This window comes from Paenibacillus lignilyticus, from assembly GCF_017942085.1.
Lineage (GTDB): Bacteria > Bacillota > Bacilli > Paenibacillales > Paenibacillaceae > Paenibacillus_Z > Paenibacillus_Z lignilyticus.
This window is the reverse complement of record NZ_JAGKSP010000020.1, coordinates 56,744-80,252: the sequence shown is the minus strand read 5'-3', so window position 1 is coordinate 80,252 and position 23,509 is coordinate 56,744. Positions and strand designations below refer to the sequence as shown.

Sequence of the window (23,509 nt, the reverse complement as noted above, 5' to 3'; positions counted from 1 at the left end):
CCCCCTGCTCTCATGTCCCTCCCTGTTTTATCAACAAAAAGTCGATATAGGAGATAGGTCGAAGACTGGAGTTCAGACGTAAGCTCTTCCAATCTCGACCGAGCCGAGTCAAACTCCGCCGCGCCAGCGCGGCCGCCGCCTCGGCGAAGCCGCGACAGCGGCGCATCGTCGCCGCCGACTAGCGTCATGTCCTCGCCGCGCGGGCTGATGCCGGCGTGATCGCCTTTGTGCCGGCCGGTCAGCAGATCGCCTGTCCAGCCTTTACGCCACAACCACCAATAGATGAAGAGGGTGGTTACGACGATCATAAGGCTGACGGTCACGAATCCCCAGCGCTCACCGGCCCAAGGGATTTCCTTGAAGTTCATGCCCCAGATGGCGCCGATGACCGTGGCCGGCATGAACAGGGCGGTGAAGATCGTCAACGTCTTCATGATATCGTTGCCGCGGAAGTTCGAGATGGCATCGTCCATCATGAGAAGCGTGTCGATCTCCATCGCGTAATGGGTGAGGAGCCCGTGAATACGGTCGAGTTTCAGCTCCATCCGTTTGAATTCTTCCTGCTCCAGCAGCGTATGCATGAAGGCTTCCCGGGCTGCGCCTTGAATTTCCTTGATCGGAATGAACAAGTGGCTCCAGTGCAGCAGCTCATAGCGCCGCTCGAAGATTACATTCATCAGGCCGGTACGATTCGACTTGCGCATCTTCTGCTCCAAATCGCCGAGCCGCGTCTCGAACCGATCGAGCCCTTCATGGAACGTCTCCAGCACGGCGCCAAGCAGCGCGAAGAAACCTTCCGGCGCACTCTGACAGCGGTTCAGCTTATCCTGCCAAGGATCCAGCTGCAGCCGAACGGACAGACGCATATCCGACATATACGTGACCAGCTTCCGATCGGTGATGTGAAAATGCAAAGGGAGGATGTCGGTCTCATCCTCAGACACCTGAAACAGCAAGGTCCCATGCAAAATAGCTTCACCGCCCGGAAGCTCAGACACGATAATTTGATTGTGTGCAATGCCTATAACATCATTAAGCCAGCTGGCAAGCTCCGGATGGGCTTGCACAACGGCTTGTTTCGCGTGAGCCAGCTCTGCCGCCAGTTCAGCAGCAGCAGTAGCAGGCGCCCCCGAACTGGCATCATCGACTGCTGCTTTGCTGCTGCGACTAAGACCGGACGTTCCCGCCGGCCGCTGTTCGTGAAGCATGAGCCATTCCCACGCTTGCGGAAATTGCAGCATCCGATGCATCATGGTTTAGAAGCCTCCTGCTTGTCCGTACATATACCTAAACATGTTACCATCATAACGCGAACCCCGCGTGAAGCACAACTGCGCCGCCGACAATTTTATCCAAAAACACAAAAGCACGCCGCGGCCATCCTGCTCGGCCTACAGCGTGCTTCTACTCTTCCTGCTCATGATGCTCATGCAGCAGCTGCTTTAATTTATCGATCGCACGCCGCTGTATTCGGGAAATGCTCATCTGTGAGATGCCAAGCTGATCCGCGATCTGTCGCTGGGGGAGCCCCTCCTGATAAGCGAGCAGCAATACTTTCTGCTCCTCGGGCTTCAGCTGCGAGAGTGCAGCCTGCAGATCGAGCCTTCGATCAATATTTTCAAAATCATTGGAATCCGAACCGAGCAAATCACCGAGCGACGACGTATTGTCATCATCGGAAATCGGTGTGTCCAGCGAGACGTAATGATAGAGCTCGCGGCCTGCCAGAATCTCAGTCGTTTCCTCCACGGACAGCGACATGATCTCCGCGATTTCTTCGATTCTCGGAGAGCGTTCAAGCTTCACGGTCAGCTCATCGATCGCTTGCTGAACGGCGATCCCTTTTTCCTTAATACGGCGAGGGACCTGAACATACCACGACTTATCGCGTAAATAATTTTTCATATGCCCGATGATACTCTTCATGGCGTAAGGCTCAAACTGCACACCGAGGGAGCTGTCGAATTGGCCGAATAAACGAAGCAGCGCAATCTGGCCCACCTGCATTAAATCCTCGTACAGATCGGGGCGGTTTCGCGAGATTTTACCGGCGGCCATTCGAACCATAGACTCGTAATGGGCGATGAGCTGTTCGGCGATATCGTTCGTCGGATCGCTTTGATAAGCCATAATAAGTTCCATGCTTGAGGGCTTGGGCTGCTTAACCGGCTGCGCGCTCATCACATTTCACCGCTCTTTACTAGGCGCTTGGTAAGAACCACTTCCGTTCCGGTTTCACTGTTCACTTCCACGTCATCCATCAAGGCTTGCATCAAGAACAGGCCAAGTCCGCCTGCTTGGAGTTCATCGATCGACTTTCCGTCTACCGGCTTGGCACGTGCGGCTGCGGCTGACGCATCAAAGCTGCGGCCATCATCTTTGACGATAATGGAGAGGGCATCGTTCTTCTTAATGAAGCGCACCTCAATCCGCGGCGCCGGCTGTGGAACAGGAGCGGCCTCCCCCGTGCCCAGGTCGCCGTATGCGTAGAGAACCGCATTGTTACACGCCTCGGATACCGCCACTTTCATATCCTCGATTTCCTCGTAGGAGAAGCCGATTTTGACAGCTAATCCATAGAGAGTTAATCGAACCAGGTCAATATATTCCGCCGAAGCCGGCACCTGCAAGGTGATTACTTCTTCGACTTTTATGTTCATTATGCTCTCGTCCCTTTCTGCGGCAATTACGAATTAGGCTTGTTTGAGTAAAAATGGAGTGATGCCCGTCATATCGAACAGCTTGCGAATATGAGGAGGAACAGCTTCCACGCTAAAAGGTGCTTGTTTGGCATGTCTGGCTTTCAGCACGGACACGAGAATGCCGATGCCGGTACTATCCACATAACGGAGCTCGCGCAAATTAAGTGTTAGCTCTCGATCAGTCAGTTCAATCAGTGGAGTCATGACTGCACGCATATGAACGGCGGATTCCAAATCCAGCTCGCCTCCGACATAAACGATACATTTGCCTTCCTGATTCTCCGTACGCAAAAATAGTTTATCGGTTTGTTTCATAGCTCGACGCTCCTGTATCCAAAATTTCTTATTACGAGTTGTATACCCCTTCCAAGGGGACTTGAAACATAACGGCTTATGACCGGAATAATGGTGCAGCCGTCGTGCCCCCGATAACAAGGCGAGGAGGCAGCACAATCTTCTTGCGCTCTTGAGCAGGATTGCTGACAAGCGAGAGCATGAGCCGGCCAGCTTGGGCGCCGATCTCTTCCTCCTGCTGCAGAATACAGGTCGGACGCAGCGTCCACCGGGTCGAATATTCATAGTCATCGAAGAAGATAACGGACAATTGATCGGGAATGGAGAGCTGCAAACGCTCCGCAACCGCAAACACTTTCAATCCGAGCGAGGAATTGAGCGCAAATACAGCGGTAACATCGGGATTTTGCTGCAGATAAAGCTCAATTTGCTCCGGCTCCGTACGGGTAAACACAAGCCTTGGGTCGCTTAACAGAGCGTGGTCAGCCAACGCTTGCCGGTACCCTTCAAGCCGATCCTCCATGCTCGTCGTTCCCGTGTAAGGAGCGGTAAGGAAAGCAATTCGGAAATGGCCTGCTTCGATCAGATGGGAAGTTGCCGCGTAAGCGCCGCTGAAGTGATCCGTGCAAACGCAGTTGGTTTCGAGCCCTTTAAGATAGCGGTCTATAACCACTATCGGGTAGCCGCGCAAGGTCATCCTCAGAATATCCTCGTTATAGCTCTCCCCTTCGACGGGGTAGACGATTACACCGGCTACGCCCATTTCCTCAGCCTCGGCAAGCAGCTGGCACTCTGTTTCTACCGACTCATGAGTCAGCGAGACAATAACGCGGTAGCCTTGACTCGAAGCGGCATTTTCCACGCCTTTGACCAAATTCACCATATAGGCGGTTTTCAGACTCGGAATCAGCAAGGAGATCAGCTTCAGCGTACGGATTTCCGGCGACTGATAGCGAAGAGGCTCGCCTTGGGCTTGATCCGCAATGAAGGAGCCTTTGCCCTGAATGCGGTAAACGGTGCCCTCTTTCACAAGTGAGGATAAGGCGCCTTTGACCGTAATGCGGCTGACGCCAAAATGTTCCGCAAGCTCGTTTTCCGATGGCAGTCGATCTCCGGGGAGAAGCTGACCCTGCGCGATTTGGTCGGTTATATACGTGCGTATTTGGTTGTATAGGGGAACTCTTTTCGTTGGTGCAGTCATATAATCACACTCTCTCTCCTGATATAATGAATATACAACTTTCTTTGCGGATTTCCAATTTTTTTCTTTACAGAGGCTGTAATATGGGAGTATGATGCAGGTAAACAGCCACCAAGTAAAGTTTATAAGTTGTATATTTGATATATAATTTTAAACTGCCTCCTAGTACACCACTTCAGCATGACCACCTTTTCGAAGTTCTTCTCGCAGCAATCTTCATCTTCCAGTACATCATCAGGCCTCGACGCAGCTTTTTTCTAAGCTCAAAATGTAAGCGCTCTTTTTATTTCGTTTTATCTCCATTCACGTTGATTAGCTATTCGATTCATACCTATAGAATCTATGCGAACAAACAGGGGGAAGTAACGATGGTAAACGAAGCTCACATGGCAAGCAGACCGAAAACGTATTACTTGCAGGAAGCAATCGAGCGCGGTTTCAGTGCGATTGCGAACCGATTGGACCCCGAACAGAACATGCGGCCTTATTTTCTGCTTCGCTTGCAGCCCGAACCTAAGCTGGAACACCATATCTGGGATTTAGGCGATATGTGCTCCCGATTCACCGATGCGTATTTACTCGGCCGTCCGATTACCGGGGCCACCGATTATGTGGAAGAAGAGCAAGCGCTTCGCGCGATGCTGGACACTTGCGATCCGTTTCTGAATCCGTTCATGGCGGGCAGGATGCTCCTGGCTTACGTCGATTTGTACCTGGATTCGCCGTCCGAAGCCGGAGAAGAGGTCATCGAGAAGCTCGCCGTTGCGATCAGAAGCAAGCTTCAGCATGAAGAGGACTACAGCTATTGGTTCCGGAATGCCGAAGGCTGGAACACGCTGGAGCACGCCGTATTCGGAGATTTTAACGGCTATCCGACCTTCCCGCTCGGCGGAATTATGCTGGCGTTAGCTCGGTACACCGAGAGCGTCGATGCACCGGATTGCGAGGATTTGCTCGATCGCATGGGCCGCTTCGTGCTGGGTGTCAGCGGTACGTTCGATGCAGAGGGTCATTATCAAGGACATACGCACTCCGGCGGCATTCTCACAGCGGCCGTTGCCCTCATGCGCCGTGCTTTAAGAACCAATGACACGTCTACCATTGCGAAAATGAAAACGGTTTTCGACTGGACGCTGCGCTATTCCAGCTCTTGGGGCTGGATACCGGATGGTGTCGGTCCGGACGACGCTTCCTGCGAATCGTGTTCGATCACGGATGCCATTCATTTGGGGTTGCTGATCGCCCGTCATATCGATCCGAATTATTACGCGATCTTAGAGCGGTTCGCCCGCAATCAGCTGCTGGAGAACCAAATCGTACATACCGATCCGATGCTGCCGAATGTCGATCAAGCGCAGAAGCCGCAATTCGAGCGGGCGCTCTATGGAAGCTGGGCTTCCTGGTCGAAGCCGGGGTCGCTGGACAACTGCCGCGAGAGCGTGGAGGGCTGCTGTCTCGGAGCTGGCATTCGGGCCTGCTACCTGGTTTGGGATGATATCGTCAAGAAGCAAAACGACGTCGTTTCCGTCCATATGTCGCTTAGCCGCAACAGCGATTGGGTTGAGGTAATCAGCTACCAGCCGTATGAGGGCAAGCTCGAGCTCGTCATCCACGATGCGCCAAGCTTGCGTGTCCGCGTGCCGGATTGGGTGGCTTTCGAGGATATTACCGTATCCATCGACGGTGCAGTCATAAGCGTTCAGCTTCAGGAGGACGGTTATATTCGTCTCGATGGCTTGCAAACGGGTCAGCTGGTTCAGCTTCTATATCCAATAACCACTGTAGAGAAGGTCGAGCGAGTTTCCGGGCAGGATTACAACGTTCGTTGGCGTGGCGACACCGTAATCTCCGTTACGCCTTCGGGACAAATTTATCCGCTGTTTAAGCGCGAATGGATGAACCAGCAGGCAGCACCGCTCGTGCAAGGGATTCCTTACGCCGCCCAGCGCAGCGGCAAGGTTCATTGGTAGTCTGCAGCATCGTAGCAGCCTCCTCGTCACACCGAGGGCTGCAGTGAATTTGGGATGAGGATGAACGGGGGACAGGTTCGGCCGGATTTCACAGGCGGACGGAATCTCCCGGATCGCCTGTACCGCATAGATAACGACTGGGATCGCGAGTGCTTGCACGTCCAAGGGGGGCATGAGAATCCCGCACACATGTATCGCATGCATGAAGTAAGGGGGAGTGGAGCACGGTCGATTGGCCGGGCGGCGTGGACTGCACTGAAGATCAGTTTTGTTCCTTTTTGTTGAGCAAGGTTCCATCACTCATGTACAGGGGGAATAACGTGTGAGAATCCAGCGTAAAGTAGGCATTCTGTTAAGTGTAGCAACCCTTTCTCTGGGCGTCGTTGGCTGCAGCGGAAGCAATAACAACGACAATGCGACCAATACCGCCACGAACGATACAACGAAGACGAACAACGCGGCAGCAACGAACAACACCGCTACGAACAATGCAGCAGCGACAAATACAGAAGAGAAACCGCTTGGAACCGTAAGCGATTTGAAAATCACGGCGTTCAACTGGGGCTGGGATAATGCCGATCCGGCTAAGGATATCGTCCTCCCCGAGCTGACGAAGCGCCTCGGACTGAACAATTTAACGTACGATGTGCTCAAAACGGGCAGCTACGGCGATGTCGTGCAGAAGCTGCAGCTATGGGCGTCCACCGGCGGCTCCGATTGGCCGGATTTCGTAGCGGTTGGGGCAGACGGCAAAACAAAGCTCATTCTAAACACCATGGGCGAAAGCGGCAAGCTGGAAGACTTGACGCCGTGGCTGGATAAATACCCGAATGTGAAGAAAGCCGTCGAGAAGCTGCTGCCTTTCTCGACCAATCCCCACGACGGCAAGCTGTACAGCATCCCGCAAAACTTCTCCAACATGCAGGCTTATGCGATTGACCAGCCGACAATCTGGATTCGCAAGGACTGGCTCGATAAAGTCAATCTGGGTTATCCGAAAACAATCGATGAGTTCTACAATGCGCTGAAAGCATTCAAGGAACAAATCAAAGATGTGAACGGCCAGCCGGTTGTACCTTACTCCGCATTCGGCGAAAACTTCCGCAACATGATCAACGTGTTCTTCCCGCCGGGCCAAAACAATGGCACGGGCTGGTGGTACACGGATGCCGACGGCAAAGCAGCACGCTCCGACGTGTCGCAGCCGGACAATTTGATCAGAGCGCTGACCTTCTACAACAAGCTGTACAAAGAAGGCTTAATTGAAGAAGAAAGCTTCTCGCTCAAGCAGGGCCAAATTGACGAGAAAGGGAACCAAGGCCGCATCGGTGCCGTTCACGGCGCTTATTGGGAGCAGGCGAACCCTTACACGGACAGCATGAAGAAGACCGATCCGAACGCGAAGTTCGTTGGCGTGCAGCTGTATGATCCCACAATCGCTTCGGGACCAAGCTTGCCGCAGTTCAGACTGGAAGCATGGAGTCTGTGGGCGGTGAAGGCAGGTCTTCCGGAAGAGGAAGTCAATACGTTCTTCAAGACGCTGGATTACGTCCTCTCCGAGGAAGGTACGATTCTGACCAAATACGGATTGGAAGGCCAGCAATGGGAGCGCAACGCCGATGGCAAGATCGTAGACACGAAAGCCTTCTTCGATGAGACGCAAGGCGACTGGAACAAACGCGCCCATCTCGGTATCGACGTCTACTCCTTCATTCCGAACTACGAAGCGCTGATCAAGAACCAAGCTCCATCCGGTTACGAAATGCGCGATGACATGATCGAAACATGGAAGAACCTAGGATCCAAATTCCCGACGGAATACATTACCGATCCGCAGCGTTACGTGGATCCGGGCGATGTCGAGAACAAAGTGACCGTAGGCGAAAGCGATCGTTACAAGCAATTGGTGGCGAAGTCTATTACAGCGAAGAACCCGGATGACATCAAGAAGCTTGTAGAGGATTGGGGCAAGAATGCCCGTGCGCTCGGCTATGACAAAGTCGTGGAAGAAAGAACGGAAGCGGCGAAGTCGATTAATCTCGAAAGCTTGAAGTAATCGCCTGACCAAACTCGCAGACGAGGGGAGCGTTTCTGCGCTCTCCTCCATCATTTATCCGAAAAGGAGGGTCTCGCGATGACGACTCTCGCTGAAACGCAGAAGCAAACGCCAAGCAGGAGACAGCTTCTCATGGGGAAAATAGGCCGCAAAATGTGGGATCAACGCTGGTTGTATATTTTTGCGCTACCGGGGCTCGTCTTCTTTCTCTTGTTCTCTTATTACCCGATGATCGGCATTATCATGGCCTTTCAGGACTACAACCCGGTTAAAGGGTACTCGGGCAGCGACTTTGTCGGCATGGATAATTTCCAAACGATCTTCCATTTGCCGGACTTTACGAACGCGCTGCGCAACACGCTGATCATCAGCGGACTTAAATTGGTCATCGGTTTTCCGGCTACCATTCTTTTCGCGCTGCTTATTAACGAGATTCATCAAACCGTATTCAAGCGCTTCGTTCAAACGATCAGCTACCTGCCATATTTTATTTCGTGGGTTATCGCGGCGGGGCTATGGTATAAGCTGCTGTCTCCGGATGGCGGACTTATTAATGAAATGCTGACTAAGATCGGCTTCATGAATGAACCGTTCTATTTCATGGGGAGCACAAGTGCCTTCCTGCCGATCGTCATCTTCACTGAACTTTGGAAAAATATCGGCTTTAACGCCATCATTTATCTAGCAGCACTTTCAAGCATTGATCCGCATCTGTACGAGGTATCGAGCATCGACGGCGCAAGCCGAGTACGCCAGATCTGGCATATCGCGCTGCCCGGGATTCGCGGCACGATGGTGCTTCTGTTCATTCTGAGCGCTTCCGGTCTCATGAGCGCGGGCTTCGATCAGCTCTGGACGATGGGGAACCTGCAGGTGCAAGAGGTCGGTCAAATTCTGGATACGCTCATCTTGAGCTATTTGCGCAATTCCGGCGGATTTATGGGCTTGTCGCTCGGCGCGACCATGGGTGTTTTCCAAGCGACGGTCGGACTGCTTCTATTCCTGCTCTGTAACTTTATCGCGAAGCTGTTTAAACAGGAATCGTTAATTTAGAGCCGATTGGTGGAGAGTGCCTCATGCAGAGATCTCGTGGAGAAAAATGGTTTAACGTTGTCAATATGGTGCTCATGCTCGCGTTCTCGTTTCTGTGCCTCTATCCGTTCATTTATATTTTGGCGATTTCGCTGAACGATGCGATGGATGCGCAGAAGGGGGGCATTTACCTCTGGCCGCGTATGTTCACTTGGAAGAATTACAGCGTTATTTTTAACGATAAAGATATTTTCCTGGCCTATGGCGTGACCATTGCTCGGGTACTAGTAGGCGTGGTTACCCAGGTGCTGCTGGTGGCGATGTTTGCTTTCGTCCTAACGAAAAAAAGCTTCCCGCTGCGCAAATTCCTGAACTGGTGGATCGTCATTCCGATGTTCCTGAGCGGGGGGTTAATTCCGTTCTACATCACGCTGCAGCAGCTGCATCTGCTGAACAGCTTCTGGACTTATATTATTCCCGGTCTGTACGGCGCCTTCAACATTATGCTGGTGCGCACGTTTATGACGGAGCTTCCGGAGGCGCTTGAGGAATCGGCGAAGATCGACGGTGCTTCGGACTTCCGGATTTTCTTCAGCATCATTTTCCCGCTCTCCAAGCCGGTGCTTGCCACGATTGCGCTGTTTGTCGGCGTAGGCCACTGGAATGATTGGTTCACGGGCTTCACGTTTATCTCCAATACGAAGCTGTGGACCGCGCAGAATCTGCTGCTGTTCCTGATTCAATCGAATGAAGCGTCCAATCTCGCGGTGCTGAGCAAGATGCATAAAGGAACCGTGACGGTAACGGCGGAATCGATCAAGATGGCGATGCTGATTGTGACGACGGCGCCGATTCTATGTATTTATCCGTTCTTGCAGAAGTATTTCGTGAAGGGCATCATGCTAGGCTCATTGAAAGGGTGATCAGTAGGTGGAACTCGGCAGAGCACTGGATTACAGGGAATTGGCAGCGCTAGCGATTCATCATTATAAGGAAATGCTTGATCCGGACTATCATCATTTACCGTATTTCTTTGCGAAAATCGGCAGCGACGAATCGTTCGCCTGGCATAGCGAGTGGGACTTCGGCGATGCGGTTGGCCGGTTTCTCGATGCTTCGATCCTGTGCGGCGAAATCGTCGGCGAGCGTCTTGGCCGGGATGCCGAGACGCATATGAAGGATGCGCTCCGCTGGATGCAGAGCGAGTCGGATGGGCTGTTTTACCGGATGAGCAATGATTGGGATGTTCCTGCGGGCGCCAATATGTTTGACCAGCGGAGCGTGTTTCTGGGGCTCTTAAGCTGGCTCAAATTCGATAAAGAGGATGAGGCGAAGACGCGGATCGAGCGAATGCTGCAAGGGATGCGGAGCATTGCGGTCGAGCGTGAGGATTACATCTGTTATCCGTTCGAGACGTACGTTCCGGGCATGGCTGTTCCGGAGCAAATCTATACGGAGCATGGATTTATCGTGGAGCCGACGCATTATGGCGGGGGCGTCTTTATCCTGCCGCTGGCAATTTATTATGAGCAATACGGCGATCCGCTTGCCGCGGAAATGCTGGAGAAGCTTACTCGCTTCGTCGTGAAGCATTCCCGGGTATTCGAGGCAGACGGGAGCTTCTGGTCGCAGGGACGTTATCCGGATGATGGCCATTTTCATTCCAAGATGGGCGCGGTTGCCGGAATATTGCGCTATGCCACCATTAAGCAGGATGCGGCGCTCATCGCTTGGTGCCAGAAGGTGTATGACTGGGCCTGTGCGATGGGCAGTACATATGGATGGTTCCCGGAAGGCACGGGCCTGAACGGGGAAGAGCCGGTCGATGAGCGGTATCGCTGGCTACCGGGCATCATTCAGCACAGCGAAACCTGCTGCACCACGGATATGATCCATACGGCGATTTACTTGGCGAAGAACGGCAATGTCGCCTGCTGGGACGATGCCGATCGGTTCGCGAATACGCTCGTAGCCTCGCAGGTGCGAGATGTGTCGTGGGCAAGGGAAGTGACGGATAAGCCGGACACGCCGACGCGCACATATCGCAACGTTCCGAAACGCTATATGGGGGGCTTTACGGGCCGGATGAATCCGAATGATTTCTCCAACCGCGGCAAGGTGGATACGATGGCTTGCTGCTGCGCTGCCGGCGGCAGAGGATTGTACCTGGTCTGGGATCATGCGACCTCGCTCGGCGAGGATCGGCTCTATGTCAATCTGTGGCTGACGAAGGAAAATGAGCACGTCAAGATGGAGTACGAGGTGCCGGAGGCCGGTGTGCTGCGCATACAGCCGAAGCAAGCCGGCGATCTCTATATCCGCGTCCCGGGCTGGCTGTCGACAGACGCGATTACTTGCCATACGCCGCGTAAGCAGCGCGTTTCGCTTGCGCATCCGTATTTGGTAGTTGCGGGGCTGGAAGCCGGCGAGACGGTGGAATTGGCCTTTCCATCCGAGCTTGTGAAGCGGGAAGAAATCGTAGCCGGCGAGCGCTATGAAGGCACTTGGATCGGCAATCGATTATTTGATGTGAGCCCAAGAGGCATTATGCCGATGAATAAGGCACTCATCCTAAAATCATGATTTCAAGGAGGAACTATCGAAATGAGCATGACACTGGAAGAGCAGGTCGAGCAGTTTAAGCGAGATGGTTATTTTGTCGTGAAGCGGGCCTTGTCTCCCGAACAGGTTTCGACATTAATTGATAGAGTGATAGCCATTTCGGAGGGCTTTACTACACGGGAAATTCCCGACATTATCGACCGGGATGAGGCCTTCGTACCGCTGCTCGTCAACCCTCCGGTATTTCATTTGATGAGAGCGCTGATGGGACCGAAAGTTCAGATGGAAAGCGTGAATGCTACGCGCATTAAGCCGGGCAAAGGGATGCCGGTCGGCTGGCATATGGACTCGCATGTTTACCCGGATCCGCTGCCGCCTTATTGGTATTTTCCGGTATCGATTAACTGCGCCTATTACTTGGATGAAATTACGCTGGAGAAGGGGCCGCTTGTCGTCGTTCCGGGCTCGCATCTATCCGGCAAGAATCCGCCGGATGGGCTGAGCGAGATTGAAGGTCAGATCGATGTGATGGCCGAAGCGGGAGACGCTGTTATTTTCCATGGCGCTCTGTGGCATGCTGCGAAGCCGAATGTGCATCCGACCGAGGAACGGCGCGCGTTGTACTATAACTACTTGCAGTCGTTCTGCAAGAATCGGGTGGATAACTTCGCAGGCGAGCGTTCTCGTCAGCTCCGTGAGAGCGGACCGTTCTACATTCAGCAGCTGCTCGGCAAATTCGATGGTTGGCATGAAATTCCCGCGGATGCTGAAGAGCAGCTAGCTAATCTATAGGGTTCAAAAGGAGCTGTCCTCTCTATGGCACAATTGGAAATCAGGGACGTCCGGGTCATCATGACCGCGCCCGATGGGGTTAATCTCGTTGTCGTGAAGATCGAAACGAATGAGCCCGGTCTATATGGCCTAGGCTGTGCAACGTTTACGCAGCGGCATCTTGCCGTCGCGGCGGCGGTGGAGCACTATTTGAAGCCGTTCCTGATGGGCAAGGATCCGAGACGGATCGAGGATATTTGGCAAACCGCCATGGTCAGCGGCTATTGGCGCAACGGTCCTGTGCTGAACAATGCCGTATCCGGGATTGATATGGCGTTGTGGGATATCAAAGGCAAGCTATGCGGTGTCCCCGTCTATGAGCTGTTAGGCGGGAAAGTGCGGGAGGCAGCAGCCGTTTATCGCCATGCGGACGGACGGGATGCCAGCGAAGTGGAAGAGAATGTCCGCATGTTTATGGAGCAGGGCTGCCGCTATGTCCGCTGCCAATTAGGCGGCTATGGCGGTCAGGGCCATAAGCTGCATCAGCCCGACCATGTGCTGCCGGGTGCGTATTTCGACCCGGATGCCTACGTGCGCAGCGTGCCGCAAATGTTCGATCATTTGCGCGCTAAGCTGGGCTTCGAGGTTGAGCTGCTGCACGATATCCATGAGCGGATCGTGCCGATTGAGGCGGTGCGATTGGCGAAGCAGCTGGAGCCGCATCGCTTGTTCTTCCTCGAGGATCCGCTGCCGCCGGAGCATCTCGATTGGTTTCGGCATATCCGCGCGCAATGCGCGACACCGCTCGCGATGGGCGAGCTGTTCGTCCATTCCGCGGAATGGATGCCGCTTATTACGGAGCGGCTGATCGACTTCATCCGCTGCCACGTCAGCGCCATTGGCGGGCTGACTCCTGCGGAGAAGCTGGGCACGCTATGCGAAGCCTTCGGCATTCGCACGGCTTGGCATGGCCCGCCGGACCTGTCGCCGGTCGGCATGGCCGCGAACATTCATCTGGACCTCAGCAGTCCGAACTTCGGCGTCCAGGAATGGAGCGCGATCTCCGATCGGATGCGCGAGGTGTTCCCGGGCAGTCCGGTTCTCCGTAACGGCTACGCGTATGTCCCGGACACCCCCGGTTTCGGCGTGGAATTGGATGAACAGAAAGCGGCCCTGTATCCTTGTCATGATGTGCTGCCGGGGTGGACGCTCTCTCGCATTCCGGACGGTTCGCCGTCTCGTCCTTAACCATCGGTTGACCCTTATTGAGCCTTTTTTGTATGGCAGAATTTCCTTCGCCATCCGGTTTAATCCTCCCCGTTTAGGGCATAACAAACTTAAATACGGGATGCGGAGGCGATGTAGATGACATACAAAATAGGCATATTCAATACGGAAAATGAAGCTGTTGCAGCGATTCAGGCACTGGAGCAGGCGGGATTTACGAACCATGAGCTGAAGGTGCTGGCCAAGGATCGGGAGCACTCGCGGCAGATCGAATCGGAAACGAACGTGCACGCCGACGAGATGACGGATCTGCTCTTGACACGCGCTGCGGCAGACGATCACGGAGTAGACGATCTGCGAATTTATGCGCCGATGTCTGCGGCCAGCGGCCTCAATATCAGCGGCGGCTTTATTGGCGGCATGACCTATCCGAGCAATGGATTCCTGATCTCAACCGCCTTCTTGGGCGATGAACGCAATATGGAGAACGCGCTGACCGACATTGGCCTGGAGAGCAGCGATGCAGAACCATGCCGCGAGGCACTGCGTCAAGGCGCCATCATCGTGGCAGCGGATATCGGCAACAGCGACGAGGCGGATGGCCCGGATTTGTCGCGCGGCGGCGCGGCGGAAGCTGCTTTCCGCAGCTGCGGAGCGGCAAGGATTTTGTAGGTTTTGCATCGTTGCGATGGGTTCCACGAAGGGCCGCCTCAAAAGTGCTGTGACTTTTGAGGCGGCTTTTTGTTGTGGTGGTGGGGATGGCTGTTTAGCTAACGAATCCTAGAAGCCTTATTTGCCCGGATTTCTCGCCTCCGCGAAGCTAACAAATCGTAGAGGCCTTATTAGGAGAAAATCGGCTTCAAGTTACCCGTAAATTGCCGAATAGGACCTCTACAATTCGTTAGCATTTTTTTGGAGCTATTTTCGGGCAAATAAGCCCCGTACGATTCGTTAGAACTTTACGCGAAAAGCTAACGAATCCTAGAAGCCTTATTTGGGGGATAACCTGCAAAATAGTGTCCCCACGGTTCGTTAACTATTGGACCTGAGCGGCTTGTTTCGTCCCAATGAGGGTTACAAGATACGTTTGCGTTTAATTTGTAATATTCTTTGCGCGATATTGTCGAAACGAATATAAACTTGTCGTTTGAATTCCCTGCAAGAAATAAGAATATTCAACCGGTTCCAGTAGGACTTTAACATGGAATATCCATTTGCCGCGAATGGATGCATCCCCTGCTCCTCAAATAGCAGCATTCTAAAGTAATTGGTGAAGCAAAAATATCATCCAAATTATTTCTATTTATTGTTATATCGTATTTTTCGTAAATTGAGAATTGTGTCCAATAATCGAACGAATCTTCATGAGCAGGTCCGTTCTTTAAGCGGGCTTCTTTGGTTTCAAAGCAAGCAAGTTTTTTGCGACGCGAGCGCTGTGTGAAAGGGGTTGAAGCAGGTTCAGCGGATTATATTTTGTCTACCTAGTCTATAAACGAACCTCCTGAAAATAGGAATGGCGAACCAATCGTAGACTGCAAAATATATCCATGTTAAGATGAAAAGAGTTACATCTTATTTAATAATATTTTCAAATATATGTATTTCGTTTACATACATAGATTCGACATCACTAGATCAGCTTGCCCCATTTACAAGAAGGAAAAAACTCTGCTATGCTAGTGAAAAACTGTCACCTAGACAGATCTTAGCCCAAAGGGTGAGGCATAATGAAACCGGTTACTGTTTACGACATTGCCAGAGAAGCAAACGTTTCCGTCGCAACCGTCTCACGTGTCTTGAACAACACGGCACCAGTGAAAGCATCAACTCGGGAACGCATCATGGGTCTCATCCAGAAGCACCAGTTCCAACCCAACGCGCTTGCACGCAGCCTGATCAAGAAGGAAACCGGCATGATCGGCATTATTTTGCCTGACATTACGAATCCGTTCTTTCCGGAAGTGCTGGCAGGTCTCGAGCAGGAAGCAAGAAACAACGGCTATACCTTCTTCCTATGCGATACCGGTTCCTCCAACCAGGACATCAAGGCGCAGTACCAGCGGGAATCCCAGTACCTGAATATCCTCATGGAGAAGCAGGTTGACGGGATTATTATGATTGGCGGCCGAATTGACCTTGCCCGTTGCAGCAAGGAAATGGCCAAAGAAGTAGCGGAAGTCAACAAGCGTCTTCCTGTCGTGCTGATTAACGGCAATTTGCCGGGGGCGAAGTTTCACCGTGTCATCATCGACGAAGTTGCCGGCGGCGTGCTTGCGACCGAGCATCTGATCGGGCTTGGCCACACGGATATTGCCTTTATCGGCGGGTACAAGCAGATGTCCAATACGGTGCAGCGCTTGGAAGGCTATACGAAAGCGATGCAGCAGGCCGGATTGCAGATTCGCGAGGATTGGATTATTACGGGCGGCTTCACGGTGGAGGCGGGCAAAGTTTTCATGAACCAGCTGCTCGGCGGGGAAACAGAAAATCGGCCGACGGCTATTGTTTGCGCGAATGATCTATCTGCAATCGGTGCGATCAAAGCGGCCGTTAAGCATGGTTTGCGTGTTCCCGAGGACATGTCGATCATTGGCTTCGACGACATTCCGCTTGCGGCTAACGTGATTCCGGAGTTGACTACCATTTCGCTGAAATGTTTGGAGCTTGGCCGTACGGCTGCGCATATTCTCCATCAGCTCATCGGGAAGAACGGCATTGATACGCTGACCGTCCTTCAACCTGAGCTCGTTGTGCGTGAAAGTACGGCACCTTTGCGGGTAGGGATCAGCATTAGCGCGGCCGGTAATGTATCGTCACAGGGGTGAAAAATCTTTCAAAAAAATAGTATTGACAGCGCTATCATTTTGAATGTACACTTCAAATCAAGATGACCCTCTAGCAAGGGTTTAATTTTAACCCAGGTATGAAATGGGTTTCATAAAACCCACACAATCGTATAATCCCGGCATGATGCAAACGCATGTAGTCACCCGAAATACACTTACAAACGGTATCTGTGATGTTGTTCAAACTTCGCTCAAACCCGCAACGTTAAAGTGTATTTTTATTTTAACAGCGAATGAAATGGGTTTCATAAAAAATGGTCAATGGCTCACCTCAGGGAGGATCGAACGCATGAACATGGACATGAAAACGAGTTCCGCTTTGCAGCTTTCGTCTTCCGCATTGCGCATCGGCGGTCAAGCCGAAATTATCCTCTGCGCATCACTCTTCTACTTCCGCAATCCACGAGCTCATTGGCGCGAACGTATGGAACAGGTGAAGGCCTTCGGGTACAACGCCATCGATGTTTACTTCCCTTGGAACTTTCACGAGCTGGAAGAAGGCAGCTGGGATTTCAGCGGCGAGCGGGATGTGGAAGCTTTCCTGCAGATGGCCGCAGACGTTGGACTTTGGATCGTCGCAAGACCAGGGCCGTACATTTGTTCCGAATGGGATGGAGGCGCACTTCCCGCGTACCTGTTCGCCAAACCGGATATGGTTATCCGAAGCACGGACAGCAATTATTTGCAGGCAGTAGAGAAATGGTTTGATCGCATTCTCCCACTGCTGGCCAAGTACGAACAGCAGCGAGGCGGCTCCATCATCTGCGTGCAGCTTGAGAACGAGCTCGACTTCTACGACTGCCCTGATCCGAAAGGTTACATAGCCGCACTTCGAGACATGGCAGTAAGCCGCGGCATACGGGTTCCGTTAATTGCTTGTGCGGGACAGGGCGGACTTTACGAGGCTTCCGGCCTTGTGGAAGGCGTCGCACCGACTTGTAATTTTTATCCGAATGACAAAGACCCCGAGTTTGAATACAAAGTAACCTCTTATGAACAGAGACTGGCACAACAAGATTTGCCGCTGCTAGTCACCGAGACAAACCGCTCGCACTTCCTGCTTCGCCGCTTGTTATCTTGCGGTGCTAAGCTGCTCGGTCCTTACCTTCAAGTTTCCGGAACCAACTTCGGCTTCACCAACGGTACAAACAACTGGGGAAACCCGCTGGCACTCATGACATCCGATTATGACTTCTACGGCATGATTTCGCCGGAAGGCCACATTCGCAAGGAAGCGTACGAAGGCCGCTTGATGCGCCGCGTACTTACCGCTTACGGCAGCTCACTTGCCGAAGCGCAAACCGCTCCGGCAGCGGACATTGTAACAGCAAGACGGCTCGTGGATCCGGCCGATGCAGCAGCGCCCGGAACACTGGTTCAGCGGCAGCTGAAGCTCGCGCAAGGCGGACATCTCCTGTTCGTAGCCAATGTAGGCGAGCAAGAGGAAGTCGTACAGCTTGAATTGCAAGGTACCGGCGGCGACAGCTTGATTCCGCAAGCTTCGAAGCTTCGCACCATACCGGCAAGATGCGAAATGCTGCCGATCGGGGTTCCGATGAGCGGCTGGGGAATCGATGGCGTACTGCGCTATTCGACGGCAGAGCTGACGGATGTGCACCGCGAAGCTGCAAAGACAGTCATTGTGTTTCACAGTGAGTATGAAGGCGAAATCGCGCTGAACTTGAAGCAGCCGGCAGTCCGCATCGAAGAACAAGGCATTGCAGCATCGGCGACCGGTGAAGATGGCGGGTACCGCTTCGTTTTCCAGGCGGTAACGGGGACGATTGCTTCTTGTACGATTGAGCTGTCGGACGGTACGGAGCTTGAACTAATCGGCTTAGCAAGAGCAGATGCGCTGCTGATGAATGCGATTCAAGCCGGCGGCGAAATTACGATCGGCCGCCCAATCGAGTATGACCTTACGCCTCGCGAGCTCAGTATCGACTGGTCCTTGAAAGAAGTAACGCCGCAAGCAAGCATGTCGGCGCAACCAGCTGCAGCACTTCCGGCAGCGGACTTCCTGGAGCATAGCGGCATTTACCGCGGTTATGCGTGGTACGAAGCGGAAAGCGGCATCGATACGGCAGAACAAACCGTGCAAGGTATTCTCGTTCAGAATGGCAGCGATATGATCTCGCTTTATGCGGGAGACCGCTACTTGGGCACGATTACGCCGGGCGGCGGCAGCCGATTTATCCGGAGCAGCCATATCGGCGGTGCGGGAAGCAAGCTAACGGCCCGCGCAGAAATTTGGGGACATACCAACTTCGATGATCCCCGTCTGCCGGCACTAAGACTTGATTCCATGAAGGGGTTGACCGGACTTGTCTCCATTACAGGCGTGAAGCCGTTGCTGCATTGGCGAATGCTGCGAGTGAAATCGCGCACGCTGCAGCCGGAATTGCTGGAAAGCAACTATGATGATCAAGCTTGGGCGATATGCACCTTTGGCGGATGGCTCTCACCGGATCATCCATCCAGTGAATACTACCGCAAAACCTTCACGGCATCGGATAGCGCGGATTCGTGGACGCTGCACTTCAAAGGCATCCAAGCACTGGCGCAGGTGTTCGTGAACGGCGCATCCATCGGTACGGTTCATCCATTCGATCCTTATCTCGATATCTCCCAGCATGTTCAGCCGGGCGATGAGGTTCAAGTCACCGTGTTCTTGGAGCGCGTACTTGGATTAGGAGCCGGAGAGGTTATCGTCTACGAAGGAAACGCTGCTCGCAGCTGGCAGCTATCCGCTGCAGACGAAGCCGGATTGCTCGCACATGCGGAAGCATCTGAGCAAGGCGCTGCTCCAACCATGCTGCCGGTCACAATGGAAGCGGGAAGCGTGTCTTGGCTCTATGGGAATTTGCCGCCGGAAGCTCGTGCAAATGGCTGGCGGGTATATGTAAAAGGCAGCGGAATGAAAGCGACGGTTTATTTTGGCGGCGTAATTGTAGGGCGGTTATGGACAGCAGGCGGTGAGTCGAGACCGGCGATGAGCGGAGGCAGTCAGGATTCCTTCTTCCTTCCGGCTCCTTGGATCGCAGAGGGCGATAACAAGCTCTTCATTCTGCTGGAAGCGGTTGAGGCGGGAGCGGCATCGCAGCTCGAGAGCTTAACCTTTGTACCTGCAGGCGTGCAGCTATAGTTCATACAACTTGATCTGGAGGGGGGAGTTAGGATGAAAACAATCGCGCAGCCGGCAGCAGTCGCGAAGTCGACTGCCCAGTCGATGCAAACGCGAAGAAAGAGGCTGTGGAACAATCGTACGCTGCTTCTCATGTGTGTACCGGCCATTTTGTTCTTCGCCATATTTGCTTATCTGCCAATGCCGGGCTTGTACCTTGCTTTCATTAGATACAACTATACGGACGGTATTTTCAAAAGCGCATTTATCGGGATGGATAACTTCCGATTCCTCGTGATGACAGGCGACTTATGGCGATTGACCGCAAATACGATTTTGTACAATCTGGCCTTCATCATTCTTGGTAATTTCCTGCAAATCTTCATCGCCATTCTATTGAATGAGCTTCGCAAGAAATGGTTCAAGAAGGTATCGCAGACGATCATGTTCCTGCCGTTCTTTATCTCATTCGTTATTATTGGGCTCATAGCCTACAACATCCTGAGCTACGATTACGGGATGCTGAACGGCATCTTGAAAACCATCGGCGCGGATCCGGTTAAAACGTACTCCAACCCGCATGTCTGGCCGTTCATCATTATTATCACCTACCTCTGGCAGTCGACCGGTTACGGATCCATCGTATATTTTGCCGCCATCATGGGGCTGGATTCCGAAATCGTCGAAGCCTCCGAGATTGACGGTGCCAACGCCCTTCAGCGGATTCGCTACATCGTTCTGCCATGGCTGAAGCCAACGTTTATTATTCTGCTTCTGTTCTCACTGGGCGGCGTGCTTCGAGGCAACTTCGGTTTGTTCTACAACCTCGTCGGCGCAAATAATACGTCGCTTTACGCCACAACCGATATTATCGAAACGTATGTATTCCGCTCCCTGATGAACAACTTTAATTTTTCGATGGGCAGCGCGGTAAGCTTGTATCAGTCGGTATTCGGTTTCGTCGTCGTCCTCACAGCGAACTGGCTCGTGAAGAAAACATCACCGGATAACTCATTGTTCTAGGAGGGACTCGCATGGAAGTGGTCCAAAAGCGCATTCGGACGGATGGGACGTCCTTAATGGTTCGAGGCTTCGGATATGTATTCATCGGTTTGTTCGCGCTCTGCTGCTTGGTCCCGTTTCTGGTCGTACTGGGCACTTCGTTTACGAAAGAAGCCTCCATTGCGAAACATGGCTTTAATATTTGGCCTCGGGATTTCAGTACGTTTGCTTATAAAATCGTCTTCGAGAATCCCGATTTAATTATCGGATCCTACGCGGTGACGATCGGACTTACGATAGTGGGCACGATTGCCGGATTGTTCTTGGTTGCCATGACCGGCTATGCGCTTCAGCGGCCGGACTTCGAGCAGCGGAATTCCATATCGTTCTTCATCTATTTCACAACGCTGTTCTCCGGCGGACTTGTACCTTTCTATCTGCTGATCAAACAATACTTAAGCTTGGGTGACAATTACCTTGCGGTGCTGCTGCCGGGATTAATGAGCCCGTTCCTCATCATTATGATGAAGAGCTTCACGAAATCGATCCCGCATGCCATTACCGAATCCGCCAAGATCGATGGAGCAGGCGATTTCACCATCTTCATGCGGCTCATTCTGCCGATGACTACACCGGCGCTGGCTACGATCGGCTTGTTTATCGCACTTGGCTATTGGAATGAGTGGTATAACGCGATGCTGTTTCTGTCACCGGATATGAAGTATCGTCCGCTGCAGCTGTTCCTTTATAACGTCATCACAAGCGCCGATTTTATTCGAAACTCATCCGCTTCATCGAACGTTCCGCTGCGGGATATGCCGCTGGAATCAATGAAGATGGCAACCGCGGTTGTTGCGACAGGGCCGGTTATTATGTTCTACCCGTTCGTACAGCGTTATTTCATTCAAGGGATTACGGTTGGTGCAGTGAAAGGGTAACGGGTATTAGAGGAAGCTTGCCGGTCCTCTTGCCATAGCCGCTCGAAAGCGCTTTCACATCTTGAGGGCGGAACAAGCGATTTATCTAAAATAGGGAGGCTACAAAGAATGGGAAACTTGAAGCGGGTATCCACCATCGTACTTATGCTCATCCTGGTTTTCAGTATCGCGGCTTGCGGAAGTAACAACAACAACAAGAACACCGGTAACACAGGCGACACTTCCGGCAACACATCAGGGGATTCCTCCAGCAATACGTCCGGTAATGACAGTGCGGATGTAGGCAAAATCGATACGAGTGAATTCGAGACTATTTCTTATGTCGTGCTGGGCGATAAACCAAAGAATGGCCAGCTCGAAGCCGTAATGGAGAAAGTAAATGCCATTATGAAAGAAAAAATCAACGCGAAGCTTGAGTTCAAATGGGTGGAGTGGGCGGACTGGCAAACGAAGTACAACTTGCTGCTCGCTTCCGGCGAACCGATTGACCTGATCACGATCGGTACAGACTGGCTCGATACATGGGGCAATGCCCAGCGCGGTGCTTTCTTGCCGCTGAACGATTTGCTGGAGCAATATGCACCGCTAACGTTTGCTGAAATTCCGCAAGAGGATTGGGAGCAAAGCAAATTCAAGGATGATATCGTCCTGATTCCGGAGAATCACTACACGCAATGGGTTAACCACGGCGTTTACTACCGCGGCGACTGGGCGAAAGAGTTTGGCATTACAGAGCCGATTAAAGATTTCGAAGGACTCGGCAAGTACTTCCAAGGCGTGAAAGACAAAAAAGAAGGCGTCGTCCCTTACGATGTAAACGGCGGCACGAGCACGTTCTATAACGGCTTTGCTACCACGTACACAGATAACATTGAATTGCCGATTTCCACTGGTTATGCGAACGTATACTATGCGAAATCATACGATGACCGTTATACGGTAGACAGCCCGATCTTCAACGACGATTTCATTAAATTTGCCGGCTTGATGAAGGAATGGGCAGACAAAGGCTTCTGGCGTGAAGACGTGCTGAACTATAAAGGAGATACTCGTGCTGCACTTAAAGCAGGTCTCTCCGGCGCAGATTCCCACCATACGCAAACGTACAAAGGACTTCGCGTTGAAATGGATAAACAACAACCGGGCTCCGAGCTGCAAATGTTCTCCTACTCCGATACTCGCGGCAATCTGATTTCCATGCCGATTACGCATGGTGGTACGTCGGTCGGCGCGCACAGCAAACATCCGGAACGCGCTCTGATGGCTTATGAGCTGATCCGTCAAGACAAAGAAGTGTACCAACTGATCAACTACGGTCTTGAAGGCGTACAGTATGAAATCAAAGACGGCAAGCGATTCCGTCCTGCTGCTTACGATGAAGCAAAAGACGGCTTCTACACAGACTTCTGGGGCGGCCGCGTCGACAAATTCGAAATTCCTTCCGACACAGACTGGAGCGGTATTGGCGATGTGTATGCTAAATACGATGCCATCAAGAAACCATTCCCTTACGGCAAATTCGTATTCGACAAAGCAAGCGTAGATCCTGAAATGACTGCAATCTCCCAAGTAATCGGCGAGCAGCTTCCGGCGATTCTGTTCGGTAAAGCAGGCGACCCTGCTGCTGCGGTTAACGCACTTCGCGACAAACTGAAAGCTGCCGGCTATGACAAGGTTAAAGACGAAATCCAAAAACAATTGGATGCCTACAAAACATTAATTGAAGGTTAATGTAAGAATCGGCCGGCAGAGTTCGCTCTGCTCGGCTGATTTTTTTTGTTCGG

18 protein-coding genes are annotated in these 23,509 nt (G+C 52.5%); 13 read left to right on the top strand and 5 right to left on the bottom strand.

Features of this window, described 5'->3' with window-relative positions; translation table 11 throughout:
• The 5 genes from I8J30_RS28510 to I8J30_RS28490 form a co-directional block, all read right to left on the bottom strand.
• The coding region (locus I8J30_RS28510) for a magnesium transporter CorA family protein (RefSeq protein ID WP_210663878.1) at positions 1–1,253 on the bottom strand (1,253 nt) is incomplete at its 3' end.
• Between the two features lie 151 nt (positions 1,254–1,404).
• Positions 1,405–2,181 carry a sigma-70 family RNA polymerase sigma factor gene (locus I8J30_RS28505; protein ID WP_210663887.1) on the bottom strand — a complete coding sequence of 259 codons (777 nt, stop codon included), beginning with the start codon at positions 2,179–2,181 and terminating at the stop codon, positions 1,405–1,407.
• The gene (gene rsbW / locus I8J30_RS28500; RefSeq protein WP_240548449.1) at positions 2,181–2,660 is read right to left on the bottom strand and encodes an anti-sigma B factor RsbW; all 480 of its coding nucleotides are present in this window, start codon (positions 2,658–2,660) and stop codon (positions 2,181–2,183) included. Before rsbW ends, I8J30_RS28505 begins: the two co-directional genes overlap by 1 nt.
• Positions 2,661–2,693: 33 nt before the next feature.
• Positions 2,694–3,017, bottom strand: a complete 324-nt coding sequence (locus I8J30_RS28495; RefSeq protein ID WP_091225376.1) for an STAS domain-containing protein — start codon at positions 3,015–3,017, stop codon at positions 2,694–2,696.
• A gap of 76 nt (positions 3,018–3,093) precedes the next feature.
• Positions 3,094–4,197, bottom strand: a complete 1,104-nt coding sequence (locus I8J30_RS28490; RefSeq protein ID WP_210663877.1) for a GntR family transcriptional regulator — start codon at positions 4,195–4,197, stop codon at positions 3,094–3,096.
• Between the two features lie 368 nt (positions 4,198–4,565).
• Here I8J30_RS28490 and I8J30_RS28485 point away from each other — a divergent pair, with 368 nt between their 5' ends.
• From I8J30_RS28485 to I8J30_RS28425, 13 genes are all read left to right on the top strand, one after another.
• Positions 4,566–6,167, top strand: a complete 1,602-nt coding sequence (locus tag I8J30_RS28485; protein ID WP_210663876.1) for a glycoside hydrolase family protein — start codon at positions 4,566–4,568, stop codon at positions 6,165–6,167.
• 322 nt (positions 6,168–6,489) lie between these two features.
• Positions 6,490–8,223, top strand: a complete 1,734-nt coding sequence (locus tag I8J30_RS28480) for a type 2 periplasmic-binding domain-containing protein (RefSeq protein WP_210663875.1) — start codon at positions 6,490–6,492, stop codon at positions 8,221–8,223.
• A 78-nt stretch (positions 8,224–8,301) separates the two neighbouring features.
• Positions 8,302–9,276 (top strand): ABC transporter permease, encoded by a 975-nt coding sequence (locus I8J30_RS28475; RefSeq protein ID WP_210663874.1) that lies wholly within the window; start codon positions 8,302–8,304, stop codon positions 9,274–9,276.
• Between the two features lie 23 nt (positions 9,277–9,299).
• Positions 9,300–10,178 carry a carbohydrate ABC transporter permease gene (locus I8J30_RS28470; RefSeq protein WP_210663873.1) on the top strand — a complete coding sequence of 293 codons (879 nt, stop codon included), beginning with the start codon at positions 9,300–9,302 and terminating at the stop codon, positions 10,176–10,178.
• A 7-nt stretch (positions 10,179–10,185) separates the two neighbouring features.
• Positions 10,186–11,838: a glycoside hydrolase family protein gene (locus I8J30_RS28465; protein WP_210663872.1), complete on the top strand. Its 1,653-nt coding sequence runs from the start codon at positions 10,186–10,188 to the stop codon at positions 11,836–11,838.
• Positions 11,839–11,859: 21 nt separating this feature from the next.
• Entirely contained in the window at positions 11,860–12,609 is a 750-nt protein-coding gene (locus I8J30_RS28460; protein WP_210663871.1) for a phytanoyl-CoA dioxygenase family protein, read from the top strand.
• A gap of 24 nt (positions 12,610–12,633) precedes the next feature.
• On the top strand, positions 12,634–13,836 hold the full coding sequence (locus I8J30_RS28455) for an enolase C-terminal domain-like protein (RefSeq protein WP_210663870.1): 1,203 nt from the start codon (positions 12,634–12,636) through the stop codon (positions 13,834–13,836).
• Positions 13,837–13,953: 117 nt separating this feature from the next.
• Positions 13,954–14,487: a general stress protein gene (locus I8J30_RS28450; RefSeq protein ID WP_210663869.1), complete on the top strand. Its 534-nt coding sequence runs from the start codon at positions 13,954–13,956 to the stop codon at positions 14,485–14,487.
• A gap of 1,055 nt (positions 14,488–15,542) precedes the next feature.
• Entirely contained in the window at positions 15,543–16,640 is a 1,098-nt protein-coding gene (locus I8J30_RS28445) for a LacI family DNA-binding transcriptional regulator (protein WP_210663868.1), read from the top strand.
• 310 nt (positions 16,641–16,950) lie between these two features.
• A complete protein-coding gene (locus I8J30_RS28440; protein WP_210663867.1) occupies positions 16,951–19,806 on the top strand; it encodes a beta-galactosidase in 2,856 nt (951 codons plus the stop codon).
• An 84-nt stretch (positions 19,807–19,890) separates the two neighbouring features.
• Positions 19,891–20,808, top strand: a complete 918-nt coding sequence (locus tag I8J30_RS28435; RefSeq protein ID WP_420831258.1) for an ABC transporter permease — start codon at positions 19,891–19,893, stop codon at positions 20,806–20,808.
• Positions 20,809–20,819: 11 nt separating this feature from the next.
• Complete coding sequence (locus tag I8J30_RS28430; RefSeq protein ID WP_091225364.1) at positions 20,820–21,725, top strand: carbohydrate ABC transporter permease; 906 nt, start codon at positions 20,820–20,822, stop codon at positions 21,723–21,725.
• A gap of 108 nt (positions 21,726–21,833) precedes the next feature.
• Positions 21,834–23,456, top strand: coding sequence for an ABC transporter substrate-binding protein (locus I8J30_RS28425; protein WP_210663865.1), 1,623 nt, complete (start codon positions 21,834–21,836; stop codon positions 23,454–23,456).
• Positions 23,457–23,509 lie beyond the last annotated feature (53 nt).